Genomic DNA, 16281 nt, shown 5'->3' with positions numbered 1-16281 from the left:
GGCCGCCCGCGCCGATGTCGGCGCGGTGCTGATCGGTTGGGGCATCACCGCCGTGGGGATGCTGGCGCTGGCGTTCGTCTTCCAGACCCTGGCCAACCGCAAGCCGGAGCTGGATTCCGGGGTCTATGCCTACGCCAAGGCCGGGTTCGGCGACTATATGGGGTTCTCCTCGGCCTGGGGTTACTGGATCAGTGCCTGGCTGGGCAACGTCGGCTACTTCGTGCTGCTGTTCAGTACCCTTGGCTTCTATTTTCCGGTGTTTGGCGAAGGCAACACGCCAGTGGCCATCGGTAGTGCCTCGCTGTTGCTGTGGGCGGTGCATTTCCTGGTGCTGCGCGGCATCAAGGAAGCCGCCTTCATCAACCAGGTGACGACCGTGGCCAAGGTCGTGCCGTTGCTGATGTTCATCGTCATCGCCGCCTTCGCCTTTCGCGCCGACATCTTCACCCGCGACATCTGGGGGCTGAGCAATCCGCAGTTCGGCAGCGTGCTGGAGCAGGTGCGCAACATGATGCTGGTGACGGTGTTCGTGTTCATCGGCATCGAGGGGGCGAGTGTCTACTCGGGGCGGGCGCTGCATCGCTCGGATGTGGGCAAGGCCACCGTGGTCGGTTTTCTCGGCGTGCTGGCGCTGCTGGTGCTGGTCAACGTGCTGTCGCTGGGGGTGATGACCCAGCCGGAGCTGGCCGGTCTGCAGAACCCTTCGCTGGCCTCGGTGCTTGAGCATATTGTCGGGCCCTGGGGGGCGCTGTTGATCAGCATCGGCCTGGCGGTGTCGCTGCTCGGTGCACTGCTCTCGTGGGCGCTGCTGTGCGCCGAGATCCTCTACGCCACCGCCCGGGACAAGACCATGCCGCGCTTCCTGGCGCGGGAGAATGCCAACCAGGTGCCGGCCAACGCCCTGTGGCTGACCAATGTGATGATCCAGGGCTTCCTGCTGATCACCCTGTTCTCGGCGGGGACCTACACCAGCCTGATCTACCTGGCGTCGTCGATGATCCTGGTGCCGTACTTCTGGTCGGCGGCCTATGCCGTGCTGCTGGCCTGGCGCGGTGAAGGCTACCAGGGGCAGGCGGGGCTGCGGCGCAAGGATCTGCTGGTGGCGGCGATCGCGCTGTTGTACGCGGTCTGGCTACTGTATGCCGGAGGGCTCAAGTACGTGTTGCTGTCGGCGCTGCTGTATGCGCCCGGGGTGATCCTGTTCGCCCGGGCCAAGCGCGAGCAGGGGCAGGTGCTGTTCAGCGCGTGGGAGAAACTGATCTTCGCGGCGGTGCTGGCCGGGGCGGGGCTGGCGGCGTATGCCCTGTATTCGGGGTTGTTGAACCTTTGACTTGCAGGCGCCGTCGCAACGTCGCTGTCATTTGGCGCCGCAGCGCAAATGAATCAACCTTGCAGTTCGACAGCGCCTGGTGGCGTGGGACGTTCCGGGCGTGACCAGATCCACAGGTTGCCCAGGGTCATGCCGGTGATGGCGAGGAACACCGGCCAGTGGTGTTCGAGAACGGTCAGCATCAAGCCGGCGCACAGCAGCATGCTGATGGTCGCGCTGACCTTGGCGCGGCGTTGGATCACCTTGCCGTTGCGCCAGTTGTAGAGGATAGGACCGAACAGCCGGTGGTTCTCCAGCCAGGCGGACAGGCGCGGCGAGCTGCGGGTCGCGGCCCAGGCGGCGAGGAGGATGAACTCGGTGGTGGGCAGCCCTGGGATGACGATGGCCACGAGGCCAATGCCCAGGCTGACATAGGCCAGGATCGCGTAGAGCAGGCGGGACAGTTTCGAGCGGGCGATTCGGGTCATGGTCTCACTGCAACGGTGTGGCCGCCCGAGGGCGGCCGGGTAAAGCGTGTCAGGCCAGCGCGGCGTCGGCGGCGTAGGCATGCTTGAGCAGCTCGGTGAAGCGCTCGAAGGCAGCGACCGCGCCACGCTCGGCGGCGGCGTCTTCCTCGGGCGACAGGTCCAGGCTGTCGAGGATGCGGGTGAACTGCTTCCAGCCCTCGGCACGGCCGCCCGCCGGTTCGCCCAGGTGACGGGCACCGAAGGTCTCGGACAGCTCCAGGGCCACGGCGCGCTTGATCAGGAACGCGGCGCCCAGTTTGGAGCCTTCGGAGACGAAGATCCAGCCCAGTGCCTCGCCCAGGCTCGGCTTGCCCAGGGCGCCGGCGAAGGGCGCGGGCACTTCGGTGTCGAGGTCGGCCAGGTCCAGGCGGGCCTGTTCGGCGCGGCAGCGCGCGGCGAGGTCGGGCACGATGGCGATCAGTTGCGGGTCGGTGTACAGCGCCTGCAGCTCGGACTGGAACAGGTACTGGGCAACCACGAAGCGGGCGAAGCTTTCGCGGCTGTCGAACGGCTTGTGCGACTTCACCAGGGCGTCCAGCTCGGTGTGCGGGGCGTGGGTGACCTGGTTCAGGCGCTGGGAGCGCAGGGCAGCGCGTTCGGTGGAAGGGGCGGTCATGGGGGCATCCTTGGAAAATGGGGCGTCTAGTGACAAGACGAAACAGAAGACGCGGGACAGTAAAAAAACCTCACCTGCGAAGTGAAATCATTCTCATGACTTGAAACGGGCGGCACCTGCATCGCGGGCGCCGCCCTTTTCAGCCGATCAGATATCCCACACCAAGTTGATGGCGAAGTTGCGCCCCGGCATGGTCAGCCGATCAAGGTTGGCTGGTTGGGTCACGCCTGCTTCGCCAAGCGCGTCGTAGCCACGGACGTCATCCCACTGCCAATACTTTTTGTCGGTCAGGTTGTAGAGCCCTGCGTTTACGGTGATGTCGTCCGTCAGTTTGTAGAAACCGGTCAGGTCCAGTACGCCATAGCCAGGGGTGCGGAACTGCTTGCTGGCACCATCGGGGGCGAAGAAGGTGGAATCGTCGACCCGGTCCTTGCGTTTGACCAGGGTCCAGCTAAGCAGGCCGCCATAGTTGGAGGTTTCGTAACCCAACCCGAGGACTGCGGTCAGCGGGTTGACACTGTTCAGCGGCTGGCCGTTATCGTCATTGCGACCATGGGCGTAGGCCAGCGAGCCCTGGGTGTACAGGCCCTGTGCTGCACCGAAGTGGTCGAGGTTCAAGCGACCCTTGAACTCTGCGCCCTTGATAGTGGCGTGCTTGATGTTGTTGGCCTGGAAGGTCGAGCCAAGGTTTGCCGACTGTACTGCGTCCTCGTTGATGAAGTCGCGATACTTGTTGTAGAACACCGCCACGTCGAAGTTGCCGGCCTCGAAGCTGCCGCGCAGGCCCGTTTCGTAGCTCTTGCTCTTCTCTGGTTCGAGGTTTGGGTTCGGCTCGACGCTGTAGCCGAGCGTAGGGTTGTCAAAGCGGCCGTACATGGCCTTGGCGGTCGGTGTACGGAAGCCCTCGGCGTACTGACCGTACCAGGTGTAGTTGTCGTTGAATGCGTAAGTCACGCCAAATTTAGGCGAGACCCGACGCCATTTCTTGTCCGAGTCATCGATACTGCCCGGCGCGGCGCCAGTGCCCTGGATACCGCGCAGGAATTCGGCAGTCATCTCTGGTTCCATGCGGGTGTAGTCGTATCGCACGCCTGGCAGGAAGGTCCAGTTGTTCCAGCGGATCTCATCCTGAGCGAACAGGCTGTAGGTGTTCACGGTTGGATCCGGGAAATCGCTCACCAACGCCTGGCCGTCACTGGGGCTGTTCTGGCCGATGGCGGTGCAGCTACCTCCGACGTTCAGGCAGGTGCCTGTGCCGCTTCGCGCGCCGGTGATCTTTTCGTGCTTGAGCGTTGTGCCGTAGGTCAGCAGGTGGTCAGTGGCGCCAATGCTGAACGCTTTGTCCAACTGGCCATCGAAGACCCACTGGCGATCCTTGTAAGTAGTCTGGCGATCGCGAAACACCTGGCGGCCACTGGCGAAGTACAGTTCGTCTGTGCGTTGATCGGTCTTGGCAATCTGGTAGTTCAAGCTCCATTTCGCGTGATCGGCAACCAGGCTGTCGAGGCCGAACTTGTGGTTGATGCCGAAGCGTTCTCGGGTGACGGTGTCGTTGCCCTGACGCATGCGGTACATGTTTGAGGCGCCGCGACCAGGAATGAATGGACCACCCACCGCGCTCAGGATGTTCTGGTCGCGGTCATCCTTGTAGTGCTCGTAGGTGAATCCCAACCGGGCATCGTCGGCATAGTCCCAGCCAAGCTTGGCCAGGACGTTAGTGGTGCGCACGTCCTCGGGGTTGGCCTCGCTACGGCCAAGACCGGTGCCGCCATGTTTGCCATATGATTCGGTTTCGTGGCCGTTGCGCTGGCTGATATGCAGCAGGCCGTCAAAGTCGCCTTGGCGGCCGGCGACAGTGGCCGAGGTCAACCAGCTTTCGTCGGCTGAGCTGTAGCCGGTCTTCAGGCGGGCGCCGACATCGTTACCGGGTTTGATGATGTCCTCAGGGTCGAGGGTGAAGTAACTTACCGCGCCGCCGATGGCATTGCTGCCGTACAGCACCGAGGCAGGACCGCGGAGGATCTCCACCCGCTTGACGATCTCCGGATCGACGTAGTTGCGTTGTGTCTGGGCATAGGGGCCGTAGAAAAAGCTGTCGGGGATCGACACACCGTCAACCTGGGTCAGGATACGTTCACCGTCGATGCCCCGGATGTTGTAGCCGTTCAGTCCGCTACGCTGGCCAACACCGCCGACCGAGACGCCGGGCTCGTAGCGCACCAGTTGCTTGATGTCATTGACGTTCTGCCGATCCAGCTGCTCGCGGGTCTGCACGCTGACGGTGCTTGGCACCTGGCTGACATCCTGGGCGCTGCGGGTGGCGCTGACGGTCACCTGTTGCAGGGCGATGGCGTTGCCGGCCCACTGGCGTTCGAGCACCACGTTGCCGTTGCCGATCTTGCGATAGCCCAGGCCGGTGCCGCGCAGCAGGCGCTGCAGCGCCGCTTCCGGGGCCAGCGAGCCCTGCACGCCTGGCGAGGCCACACCGTCGGCGAGCTCGGCGCTGAAGCCGACCTGCCAGCCAGTCACCTTGCTGAACGCGTTGATGGCCTCGACCAGCGGCTGCTGGGCGATGGCGAAACGGTAGTCGCCCATGCGCGGGCTGCTGGCCTGGGCCGGTTCCACGGCCAGCGCCGGCAGGCTGCAAGCGCCGCTGGCGAGCAGGGCCAGGGTCAGCAGGGACAATTGCCCGCGACGGCGGGAAGAAGTGGACGGGCGGGTCTGACCTGTGGGCATTGAAAGCGCTCCCTGTCGCGCGTGAGTTATAGGCGGTACTTGTTCTCGTTTTCGAACGAGAATCAATCGTATTGGCTATAACGAGACGGGCGAGGCAGGGCGATCGCGTAAAAAAACTTGCCGGGTCAGTTGAGAATCACCACGGCTGGGTACTCATGCAGTTGCGCCGAGGTGATATGGGCGAGGGCGCGCAGGGTTTCCAGCGGCTGGTCGAGGCGGTAGTTGCCGGTGACCGCGACCTGCTCCAGGTGGGTGTTGCGGTTGATGATCCAGCCTGGGTAGTAGCGACGGACTTCTGCGAGCACCTGGCTCAGCGGGCAGTTCTCGAACACCAGGCGGCCCTCGATCCAGGCCAGGTCCTTACTCATGTCGGGACGCTGGCGCTGGCCGAAGCCCTTGGGGCCGACGCTGATGCTGTCGCCGGCGCTCAGGCGGATGCGCTGGTCGCTCGCGGCCTGCAGGTCGACATCGCCGCGCTGCACCCGCACCTGGGCCTCGCCATCGAGGTAGCGTACGGCGAAGTCGGTGTCGCGCACGCTGGCGCGCAACGGACCGGCCTGGACCTCCAGGGGGGGCTGGCTGGCGTTGGACACCTGGAAGTACGCCTCGCCCTGCAGCAGGCGGGCGACCTTGCGACCTTCGCGTTCGTCGCTGGCGAAGGCCGAATTGGTGTTGAGCAGCACCTTGGCGCCCGGGTCCAGCTCCAGGCGCTGGCGTTCGCCGACCACGGTCAGGTGGTCGGCCTGCAGGCGCACCGGCAGGTTGCCGAAAGTGGACAGCCCGACCAGCAGCACGGCGGCGGTGGCCAGCGGTTTCCAGTGGCTGCGCAGGCGCCCGGCGAGCGAGCGCTTGCGCCTGTGCTGCAACTGGCCGGCGGCCTGGCGCAGCGAGGCGCCGTTCCACAGCGCTTCGGCCTCGACATAGGCCTCGGCGTTTTCCGGCTCGCCCCCCAGCCAGTGCTCGAAGGCGCGGGTGTCGTCCTCGCTGGCGCACTGCAGGCGGATCAACCAGTCGAGCGCCTCCTCGCGGGCACGGGCGCGGGCATCAGGCTCGGCAGGTGACGGGCGAGGGGGGCGGTGGTCGGTCACGGAGGATCCTTGCATCGGGCATTTTTTGCGCATGATCAGTGCAGACCTTGCCCATGGCAAGGGCTTTGCGCAGGCCAGTGGCGAGCGGTCGCATCACTGGTGACGATCGGCCACGCCCATGCAGATGGCCATGATCAGTTTCAGCTCCTTCTGCACCGTACTGGCCGAGACCTTCAGTTGGTCGGCGATTTCCAGGTAGCTGGCGCCGTGCAGGCGGCTGAGGATGAAGATGCGCTGCTGGCGTTCGCTGAGCTGGCCGAGGCTGACGCTCAGGTGCTTGAGCAGTTGCTCGGCGTGGGCGGCGTCCTCGCTGCTGGTCGAGGGGGCGGCGACATTGTGCAGGACCTGCTCGGGCACATCGTCCACCAGCGTGCGCGCCTGCACCCGACGTGCGCGCAGGTGGTCCAGGGCCAGGTTGCGGGCGGTCTGGAAAACGAAGGGTTCGAGGTGCTCGATCGGCCGCTCGCCCAGGGCGCGGGTGACTCGCAGGTAGGTTTCCTGCAGCAGGTCCTCGGCGGTGCTGGGGTTGCCCACCATGCGTTGCAAGGTGCGCAGCAGGGAGAGGCGCTGGCTGAGGAACACGGAGTTGAACCGGGACTGACTCACGGGGAAACCTGGGCGTTTTCGGGTGAATGATAATGCTTATCATCCATGCTCCAGGTCAAGCGTGGAAATGTCACGAACAGGTAAATCTTGCGGCTAACGCGGTCTCTTTAGGAGACCACCCAGCCCTGCGGGCTACGCTGTCGCGTAGGGAACTACCCCCCTGTGGGAGCGGCCTTGCGTCGCGAAAGGGCTGCGCAGCAGCCCCGGCAATTTCGAAGATGGCTCAGAATCTGGGGCCGCTACGCGCCCCTTTCGCGACGCAAGGCCGCTCCCACAGGGATACAGCTCTCTGCGCGACCACCTGCAAGGGATCGCGCAAACATTCACCTGGCGTTGAACAACGCCAGGCAGTTGTCCAGCATGCGGTTGGAGAAGCCCCATTCGTTGTCGTACCAGGCCAGCACCTTAAGCATGCGCCCGTTGGCGCGGGTGTGGTTGGCGTCGAAGATCGACGACAGCGGGTTGTGGTTGAAGTCGCACGACACCAGCGGCAGGGCGTTGTAGCCCAGCACCCGCGAGTGGCGGCTGGCTTCGAGGAACAGCTGATTGACTTCGTCGGCGCTGGCCTCGCGCTTGAGGTTGACCGTGAGGTCGACCAGCGACACGTTGATCACTGGCACCCGCACGGCCATGCCGGTGAGCTTGCCGGCCAGCTCCGGCAGCACCAGGCCCACGGCTTCGGCGGCGCCGGTCTTGCTCGGGATCATCGACTGGGTGGCCGAGCGGGCGCGGTACGGGTCGCCGTGGTAGACGTCGGTAAGCACCTGGTCGTTGGTGTAGGCGTGGATGGTGGTCATCAGGCCTTGCTCGATGCCGAACTCGCGGTGCAGCACCTGGGCGATCGGCGCCAGGCAGTTGGTGGTGCACGAGGCGTTGGAGATGATCTGGTGCGAGGCGCGCAGCACGTCGTGGTTGACCCCGTACACCACGGTGGCGTCGGCGCCCTTGGCCGGCGCGCTGACGATGACCTTGGCGGCGCCGGCCGTCAGGTGCGCGGCGGCCTTGGCGCGTTCGGTAAACAGCCCGGTGCACTCGAACACCACATCGATGGCCAGGGTCTTCCAGGGTAATTCGGCGGGGTTGCGGATGGCGCTGACGGCGATGCGGTCGCCATTGACGGTGAGGCTTTCATGGTCGGCCTCGACGCTGGCGTCGAAAATGCCGTGGACGCTGTCGTACTTGAGCAGGTGGGCGTTCATCGCGCTGTCGCCCAGGTCGTTGATGGCGACGACCTGCAGGTCCTGGCGGTAGCCCTGCGTGTACAGTGCGCGCAGGACGTTGCGTCCGATGCGGCCGAATCCGTTGATGGCGATGCGTAGGGTCATGGCGTTACCTCTGGCAGTCGGGTGAAGCCTGTGGCACAAAGAGCAGCTTCACTGAAACGGTTTTGTTGTTGGAATTACAAGATTATTCACCGAGAGATAGAAAACAAGCCTTTTTGCTGGCAGTATTTTGTTTAAACATACAACGAGTGGTCGGGTCAGCCCCATTTCGAACGGTCCAGGCACCTGTTTCTACAGCCTAGGTCGCAATCGTTTGGAGGGGAAATGGCCAGTGGAGGCCGCCCCACAGTTAGCCTGGAGTCCAGTACATGCATCCGCGCATCCTTGAGGTCACCGAACGGCTGATCGCCCGCAGCCGCCGTACCCGTGAACGCTACCTTGAGCTGATCCGTGGGGCGGCCAGTGACGGACCCATGCGCGCCAGCCTGCAGTGCGCCAACTTCGCCCATGGCGTGGCCGGCTGTGGCGGCGAGGACAAGCAGACCCTGCGCCTGATGAACGCCGCCAACGTGGCCATCGTCTCGGCCTACAACGACATGCTCTCGGCGCACCAGCCGTACCAGCACTTCCCCGAACAGATCAAGCAGGCCCTGCGCGAAGTCGGCTCGGTCGGCCAGTTCGCCGGCGGCGTGCCCGCCATGTGCGATGGCGTGACCCAGGGCGAGCCGGGCATGGAGCTGGCCATCGCCAGCCGCGAAGTGATCGCCATGTCCACCGCCATCGCCCTGTCGCACAACATGTTCGACGCCGCCCTGATGCTGGGCATCTGCGACAAGATCGTTCCCGGCCTGATGATGGGCGCGTTGCGCTTCGGTCATCTGCCGACCATCTTCGTGCCGGGTGGGCCGATGGTCTCGGGCATCTCCAACAAGGAAAAGGCCGATGTGCGCCAGCGCTACGCCGAGGGCAAGGCCACCCGCGAGCAATTGCTCGAATCGGAAATGAAGAGTTACCACGGTCCGGGCACCTGCACCTTCTACGGCACCGCCAACACCAACCAGCTGGTGATGGAGGTGATGGGGCTGCACCTGCCGGGCGCCTCGTTCGTCAACCCGTATACGCCGCTGCGCGACGCCCTCACCGCCGAGGCCGCGCGGCAGGTCACGCGCATGACCAAGGCCAGCGGCAATTTCATGCCCATCGGCGAGATCGTCGACGAAAAGGCGCTGGTCAACTCGATCGTTGCCCTGCACGCCACCGGCGGCTCGACCAACCACACCCTGCACATCCCGGCCATCGCCCAGGCCGCCGGCATCCAGCTGACCTGGCAGGACATGGCCGACCTGTCCGAGGTGGTGCCGACGCTGTCCCACGTCTATCCGAACGGCAAGGCCGACATCAACCACTTCCAGGCCTCCGGCGGCATGGCGTTCCTCATTCGCGAACTGCTCGACGCGGGCCTGCTGCACGAGGACGTCAACACCGTGGCCGGGCATGGTCTGCGCCGCTATACCCAAGAGCCGTTCCTCGAAGATGGCCAACTGGTCTGGCGCGAAGGGCCGAAGGACAGCCTCGACGAAAGCATTCTGCGCCCGGTGGCACGACCGTTCTCCGCCGAGGGCGGCCTGCGGGTCATGGAGGGCAACCTGGGGCGCGGCGTGATGAAGGTATCGGCGGTGGCGCCGGAGCATCGCGTGGTCGAGGCGCCCGCCCGGGTGTTCCACGACCAGCAAGCGCTGGCCGATGCGTTCAAGGCCGGAGAGCTGGAGCGCGACTTCGTCGCCGTGGTGCGCTTCCAGGGCCCGCGTTGCAACGGCATGCCTGAGCTGCACAAGCTGACACCCTTCCTCGGTGTGCTGCAGGATCGCGGCTTCAAGGTGGCGCTGGTTACCGACGGGCGCATGTCCGGCGCCTCGGGCAAGATTCCGGCGGCCATTCACGTGTGCCCGGAAGCCTTCGATGGCGGCCCGCTGGCGCGGGTGCGCGATGGTGATATCGTGCGTGTCGATGGTGCCGAAGGCACGCTGCGGATCATGGTCTCGGCCGAGGAGCTGGCCAGCCGTGAACTGCCTGAGCCGCCCACGGGCAACGACCTGGGCTGCGGGCGCGAGCTGTTCGGCTTCATGCGCGTGGCGTTCAGTTCGGCCGAACAGGGCGCGAGCGCCTTCACCTCGGCCCTGGAGAATCTCAAATGAAGGCCTTGCTGGTCGGCGACATCGGCGGCACCAACGCACGTTTCGCCTTGTGGCGCGACAATGAGCTGCAGGCGGTCCAGGTGCTGGCCACCGCCGACTACACCAGCCCCGAGCAGGCCATCGAGGCCTACCTCGCCGACCAGGGCATCGCCCGTGGCGGCCTGGCGGCGGTGTGCCTGGCAGTGGCCGGCCCTGTGGACGGCGACGAATTCCGCTTCACCAATAACCACTGGCGCCTGAGCCGCAGCGCGTTCTGCCAGACGCTGCAGGTCGAGCGCCTGTTGCTGATCAACGATTTTTCCGCCATGGCTCTGGGCATGACGCGCCTGCGCGACGGTGAGTTCCGCGAGGTCTGCGCAGGCCACGCCGATCCGTCGCGCCCGGCGCTGGTGATCGGCCCCGGCACCGGCCTGGGCGTGGGCAGCCTGCTGCGCCTGGGCGAGCACTGGCTGGCGCTGCCGGGGGAGGGCGGGCATGTCGACCTGCCGGTGGGCAACGCCCGCGAGGCGGCGATCCACCAGGAGATTCACCGGCAGATCGGACATGTCAGCGCCGAGACGGTGCTCAGTGGCGGTGGGTTGGTGCGCTTGTACCAGGCGATCTGTGTGCTCGACGGCGCCACGCCGACGCACAAGACTCCGGCGCAGATTACCGACGCGGCCCTGGCCAGCGAGCCCCGGGCACTGGCGGTGATCGAGCAGTTCTGCCGCTTCCTCGGGCGGGTGGCGGGCAACAATGTGCTCACCCTGGGCGCCCGGGGTGGGGTCTACATTGTCGGTGGGGTGATTCCGCGTTTCGCCGAGTTGTTCCTGGGCAGCGGATTCGCCGCGAGTTTCGCCGACAAGGGCTGCATGAGTGGTTATTTCGCCGGGGTGCCGGTATGGCTGGTGACGGCGGAGTTTTCCGGGTTGTTGGGTGCCGGGGTGGCCTTGCAGCAAGCGTTGGATCATTGAGCGTCATCGCGGGGCAAGTCGCATCGGCGATTGGCCCTCACAGCAGACACTAAGATCTGCGAATAACAAGAGGACTGACCATTGTGACCACTGCCGGCAAATCGATCCTGATGGTCGATGACGACCAGGACATCCGCGAACTGTTGCAGACCTACCTCGCCCGCTGCGGCCTGCAGGTCCATGCCGAACCCGATGGCCAGGGCTTTCGCCGTGCCCTGGATGCCAACCCCTATGACCTGGTGATCCTCGACGTGATGCTGCCCGACGAGGATGGCTTCAGCCTGTGCCGCTGGGTCCGCCAGCATCCACGCCAGGCGCGGGTGCCGATCATCATGCTCACCGCCAGTTCCGACGAGGCCGACCGGGTCATCGGCCTGGAGCTGGGTGCCGACGACTACCTCGGCAAACCCTTCAGTCCACGTGAACTGCAGGCGCGCATCAAGGCCTTGCTGCGTCGCGCCGATTTCGCTCAGGCGGCGCCGGCCAGCGCGGTACTGGCCTTCGACGACTGGCGCCTGGACACGGTCAGCCATCGCCTGTTCCACCGCGATGGCGAAGAGGTGATCCTCTCCGGCGCCGACTTCGCCCTGCTCAAGCTGTTCCTCGACCACCCGCAGCAGATCCTCGACCGCGACACCATCGGCAACGCCACCCGCGGGCGCGAGCCGATGCCGCTGGACCGTATCGTCGACATGGCGGTCAGTCGCCTGCGCCAGCGCCTGCGCGACACGGAAAAACCCCCTCGGCTGATCCGCACCGTGCGCGGCAGCGGCTACCTGCTGGCGGCCAATGTCTGCCCGGCCTAGCGAACGCCGCTGGCGCCTGCTGCCGCGCTCGCTTCTGGGGCGCATGCTGCTGCTGACCTTGCTGGTGGTGTTGCTGGCCCAGGGGCTGTCGAGCCTGATCTGGGTGGCGCAACTGCGCGCCAGCCAGCTGCAGGGCCTGCGTGCCAGCGCTGGCAGCCTGGCTCATTCGATGAGCGCCAGCGTCAGCTACTTCCGTTCGCTGCCGGTGGCCTACCGGCCCATGGTCCTCGACCAGTTGCGCAGCATGGGCGGAACGCGCTTCTTCGTTTCGCTCAACGTCAAGCCGCTGGATATGCCGGTGCTGCCGATCACCCCGCGCAAGCAGGCGGTGATCGACGTGTTCCAGGACGTGTTGCATGAGCGCCTGGGCCAGCAGATGGAAATCTCCGTCGAATTCGTCAGCCCCGACGACCTGCGGATCTTCAACAGCGGCCTGAAACTCGATGAGCTGCCTCGCTCCTGGGCGCACTACTCGTTGACCCTGGAGCCGCTCAACCCGCCGGTGCTGGTGACCCAGATCCGCCTGGGTGAGGGCGAGTGGCTGTACATCGCCTCGCTGCTGCCCGAGCCTTACACCAGCCTCGAGGCCGAGCGCCTGCCGCGTCAGCAGATCGGCTTCATTGCCATGACCACTGCCCTGCTGTTGCTGTTCATCGGCCTGTTGGTGCACTGGCAGAGCCGGCCGCTCAAGCGCCTGGCGCGGGCGGCGCGGGAAATGTCGCTGGGCGCCGATGTGGCCCCGGTGGCCGAGGGCGGCGGCAGCGAAGTGGTCGAGGTGGGGCGGGCGTTCAACAGCATGCGCGAGCGGATCAGCCGCTATCTCACCGAGCGCGCCCAGCTGTTCAGCGCCATCTCTCATGACTTGCGCACACCGATCACGCGCCTGCGGCTGCGGGTCGAACTGCTCGAGGACGAGAAGCTGCAAGCAAAGTTCAGCCGCGACCTCGACGAGCTGGAGCTGCTGGTCAAGGGTGCGCTGCAATGCGTCAAGGACACCGACATTCACGAGAACATCGAGCCGATTGACCTCAACCAGGTGCTGGAGATGCTCGCCGAGCCTTACCTCGGCGACGGGCGCATCACCCTCGAGGGGCAGGCGCTGGCACCGTACCTCGGCAAGTCACTGGCCCTGCGCCGCTGCATCGGCAACCTGATCGATAACGCCATAAAGTACGGCGAGCGGGCGCACCTGCGGATTCTCGACAGTGCCGAGAGCTTTGTCCTGCAGGTGGACGACCAGGGGCCGGGGGTGCCGGAGCAGCGCCTGGAGCAGGTGTTCGAGCCGCATTTCCGGCTGGCCGGGCAGCAGCAGGGCTATGGGCTGGGGCTGGGGATCGCGCGCAACATCGCCCACAGCCATGGTGGCGAGGTGAGCCTGTTCAACCTGCGTGAGGGTGGACTGCGGGTGACCTTGTACCTACCCCGTACAACCGATTGACACGCTCCTACAGGGGCCTGATGTCACTAAATGGTGACAATCGAGCCGGTCTTCGTGACATGCCAGCCAGGACGGCTGACTAGAATCGGCTGACAACAACAAGGAAGACCACGTCCATGGCCAACCGCTGGATCGACTCCCCGACACACCATGCCTGGCTCGACGCCGAGGCCCTGCGCCTGCTTGCCTTCGCCAGGGCTTCGCGCCTGCCCCAGGGGTTCGGCAACCTCGACGACGAAGGCCGCCTGCCCCGTTGCGCCCTGGCCGAGACCATGAACACCGCGCGCATGACCCATAGCTTCGCCCTGGCGCATATCCAGGGCGTTCCGGGTTGCCGCGAGCTGGTCGAGCATGGCGTCGAGGCCCTGCTGGGCCCGCTGCGCGACCAGGAGCACGACGGCTGGTACGCCCAGCCCGAAGGCCACGGCGACACCGGCAAGGCCGCCTACCTGCATGCCTTCGTCGCCCTTGCCGCGAGCTCGGCGGTGGTAGCGGGTGTCACGCAGGCCCAGGCACTGCTCGATGCCGTGGTCCTGGTCATCGAGCAGCGCTTCTGGTGCGAGGAGGAGGGCGCCTTGCGCGAGTCGTTCTCCCGCGACTGGGGGCAAGCGGAGGCTTACCGTGGCGCCAACAGCAACATGCACGGCGTCGAGGCGTTTCTCGCCCTGGCCGATGTGACCGGCGACACGCTGTGGCTGCGCCGCGCCCTGCGGATCGTCGAACGCTTGATCCTGGCCCAGGCCGCCGCCGATGGTTTGCGGGTCACCGAGCATTTCGACGCGCTCTGGCAGGCGTTACCCGACTACAACCGTGACAACCCCGCCGACGGCTTCCGTCCCTACGGCACCACGCCCGGCCATGCCTTCGAATGGGCCCGTCTGGTGCTGCACCTGGAAGCGGCCCTGCAGCGGGCGCAATTGCCGGCGCCGGCTGCTTTGCTGCCCGCCGCCAGGGGCCTGTTCGACAGTGCCTGCCGCCATGCCTGGCAGGCTGATGGCGCCCCGGGGCTGGTCTATACACTGGACTGGCGCAACCGACCGGTGGTGCGCGAACGCCTGCACTGGGTGCATGCCGAGGCCACCGCCACCGCCGTGGCCCTGTTGCGACGTACCGGCGAGGCGCAATATGAACATTGGTATCGCTGCTTCTGGGACTTCATCGCCAGCCACTTCATCGACCGCGGCCACGGCAGTTGGCATCACGAGCTGGACCCGGCGCTGCTGCCCAGCGCGCGGATCTGGGGCGGCAAACCCGACCTCTACCACGCCTACCAAGCCCTGCTGCTGCCCCGCCTGCCGCTGGCGCCGAGCCTGGCCACGGCCCTGGCTTTGTAACCAAACGATGACATTCGCGCATCCGTTCGTTACCTGGCGGCGGGCGCGGGCTCCCTACACTCCATGCCATGCAAGCGACAGTCTTGCCTCGCATAACAACAAGAAAGGTATTCCCATGCATTCGACGCTTCGTCTCGCCGCCGCGATCTCCTTTGCCTCCCTGTTTTCCCTCAGTGCCCAGGCCGCCGATTCCAAAGGCAGTGTGGAAGTCGTCCATTGGTGGACCTCCGGCGGTGAAAAGGCCGCGGTCGATGTGCTCAAGGCCCAGGTCGAGAAGGACGGTTTCACCTGGAAGGACGGCGCCGTGGCCGGGGGCGGTGGCTCTACCGCCATGACCGTGCTCAAGAGTCGTGCGGTGGCCGGTAACCCCCCTGGAGTGGCGCAGATCAAAGGCCCGGATATCCAGGAGTGGGCATCCACCGGCCTGCTCGACACCGATGTGCTCAAGGACGTTGCCAAGGAAGAGAAGTGGGATAGCCTGCTCGACAAGAAAGTCGCCGACACCGTGAAGTACGACGGCGACTATGTGGCCGTGCCGGTGAACATCCACCGTATCAACTGGCTGTGGATCAATCCGGAAGTGTTCAAGAAGGCCGGTATCGACAAGGCCCCGACCACCCTCGACGAATTCTACGCCGCTGCCGACAAGCTCAAGACCGCCGGTTTCATCCCACTGGCCCACGGTGGCCAGCCGTGGCAGGACAGCACCGTGTTCGAGAATGTGGTGCTCTCGGTGATGGGCGTCGAGGGTTACAAGAAGGCCCTTGTCGAACTGGACAAGGATGCCCTGACCGGTCCCGAGATGGTCAAGGCGCTCACCGAGCTGAAGAAAGTCGCCACCTACATGGACCCTGACGGCAAGGGCCAGGACTGGAACTTGGAGGCGGCCAAGGTCATCAACGGCAAGGCCGGGATGCAGATCATGGGCGACTGGGCCAAGAGCGAATGGACCCTGGCCAAGAAGACAGCCGGCAAGGACTACCAGTGCGTGGCCTTCCCAGGCACCGACCAGGCCTTCCTCTATAACATCGACTCGCTGGTGGTGTTCAAGCAGAAGGACAAGGGTACCGCAGCGGGCCAGCAGGACATCGCCCGCAAGGTGCTGGGCGAGGACTTCCAGAAGGTCTTCAGCATCAACAAAGGCTCGATCCCGGTGCGTAACGACATGCTCGCCGACATGGGCAAGTACGGTTTCGACAGCTGCGCCCAGACCGCGGCCAAGGACTTCCTGGCCGACGCCAAGACCGGCGGCCTGCAACCGAGCATGGCGCACAACATGGCCACCACGCTGGCGGTGCAGGGAGCGTTCTTCGATGTGGTGACCAACTACATCAACGATCCTAAGGCCGATCCTGCGGATGCGGCGAAGAAACTCTACTCGGCGGTGAAGGCGGCTCAGTAGTCCTTGTCTGGCGAGGCTTCCTGTGGGAGCGGCCTTGTGTCGCGAAAG

Annotated in this window: 13 protein-coding genes; 7 read left to right on the top strand and 6 right to left on the bottom strand. The window is 65.3% G+C overall.

The window, feature by feature from the left end; translation table 11 throughout:
• A partial coding sequence (gene arcD, locus CC207_RS14595) for an arginine-ornithine antiporter (RefSeq protein WP_088852330.1) occupies positions 1-1330 on the top strand: 1330 nt, incomplete at its 5' end.
• A gap of 53 nt (positions 1331-1383) precedes the next feature.
• Here the strand turns inward: arcD and CC207_RS14590 are convergent.
• The 6 genes from CC207_RS14590 to gap all read right to left on the bottom strand — a co-directional run bounded on the left by CC207_RS14590 (position 1384) and on the right by gap (position 8207).
• Positions 1384-1797, bottom strand: coding sequence for a YbaN family protein (locus CC207_RS14590; RefSeq protein WP_088852322.1), 414 nt, complete (start codon positions 1795-1797; stop codon positions 1384-1386).
• 49 nt (positions 1798-1846) lie between these two features.
• Positions 1847-2452: a biliverdin-producing heme oxygenase gene (locus CC207_RS14585; protein ID WP_062360424.1), complete on the bottom strand. Its 606-nt coding sequence runs from the start codon at positions 2450-2452 to the stop codon at positions 1847-1849.
• Positions 2453-2599: 147 nt separating this feature from the next.
• Complete coding sequence (locus CC207_RS14580) at positions 2600-5188, bottom strand: TonB-dependent receptor (protein WP_088852321.1); 2589 nt, start codon at positions 5186-5188, stop codon at positions 2600-2602.
• Between the two features lie 125 nt (positions 5189-5313).
• The gene (locus CC207_RS14575; RefSeq protein WP_088852320.1) at positions 5314-6276 is read right to left on the bottom strand and encodes a FecR family protein; all 963 of its coding nucleotides are present in this window, start codon (positions 6274-6276) and stop codon (positions 5314-5316) included.
• A gap of 93 nt (positions 6277-6369) precedes the next feature.
• Positions 6370-6882, bottom strand: a complete 513-nt coding sequence (locus CC207_RS14570; protein WP_028691976.1) for an RNA polymerase sigma factor — start codon at positions 6880-6882, stop codon at positions 6370-6372.
• 323 nt (positions 6883-7205) lie between these two features.
• The gene (gap, locus tag CC207_RS14565; RefSeq protein WP_050704137.1) at positions 7206-8207 is read right to left on the bottom strand and encodes a type I glyceraldehyde-3-phosphate dehydrogenase; all 1002 of its coding nucleotides are present in this window, start codon (positions 8205-8207) and stop codon (positions 7206-7208) included.
• Positions 8208-8473: 266 nt separating this feature from the next.
• Between gap and edd the strand changes: the two genes are divergently transcribed.
• From edd to CC207_RS14535, 6 genes are all read left to right on the top strand, one after another.
• Positions 8474-10300: a phosphogluconate dehydratase gene (gene edd, locus CC207_RS14560; RefSeq protein ID WP_028691974.1), complete on the top strand. Its 1827-nt coding sequence runs from the start codon at positions 8474-8476 to the stop codon at positions 10298-10300.
• Positions 10297-11253 carry a glucokinase gene (locus CC207_RS14555; RefSeq protein WP_028691973.1) on the top strand — a complete coding sequence of 319 codons (957 nt, stop codon included), beginning with the start codon at positions 10297-10299 and terminating at the stop codon, positions 11251-11253. Before edd ends, CC207_RS14555 begins: the two co-directional genes overlap by 4 nt.
• 110 nt (positions 11254-11363) lie before the next feature.
• Positions 11364-12059 carry a response regulator gene (locus tag CC207_RS14550; RefSeq protein ID WP_189662194.1) on the top strand — a complete coding sequence of 232 codons (696 nt, stop codon included), beginning with the start codon at positions 11364-11366 and terminating at the stop codon, positions 12057-12059.
• Positions 12043-13497 carry an ATP-binding protein gene (locus CC207_RS14545; RefSeq protein ID WP_028691971.1) on the top strand — a complete coding sequence of 485 codons (1455 nt, stop codon included), beginning with the start codon at positions 12043-12045 and terminating at the stop codon, positions 13495-13497. Before CC207_RS14550 ends, CC207_RS14545 begins: the two co-directional genes overlap by 17 nt.
• Before the next feature lie 116 nt (positions 13498-13613).
• Complete coding sequence (locus tag CC207_RS14540; protein WP_088852319.1) at positions 13614-14831, top strand: AGE family epimerase/isomerase; 1218 nt, start codon at positions 13614-13616, stop codon at positions 14829-14831.
• Between the two features lie 115 nt (positions 14832-14946).
• The gene (locus CC207_RS14535; RefSeq protein WP_028691969.1) at positions 14947-16233 is read left to right on the top strand and encodes an ABC transporter substrate-binding protein; all 1287 of its coding nucleotides are present in this window, start codon (positions 14947-14949) and stop codon (positions 16231-16233) included.
• Positions 16234-16281: the final 48 nt, after the last annotated feature.

It is taken from the genome of Pseudomonas sp. DrBHI1 (assembly GCF_002205115.1).
GTDB classification, from domain to species: domain Bacteria; phylum Pseudomonadota; class Gammaproteobacteria; order Pseudomonadales; family Pseudomonadaceae; genus Aquipseudomonas; species Aquipseudomonas mosselii.
Note: the sequence above shows the minus strand (reverse complement) of the source record. Positions and strands in the feature narration are given on the sequence as shown.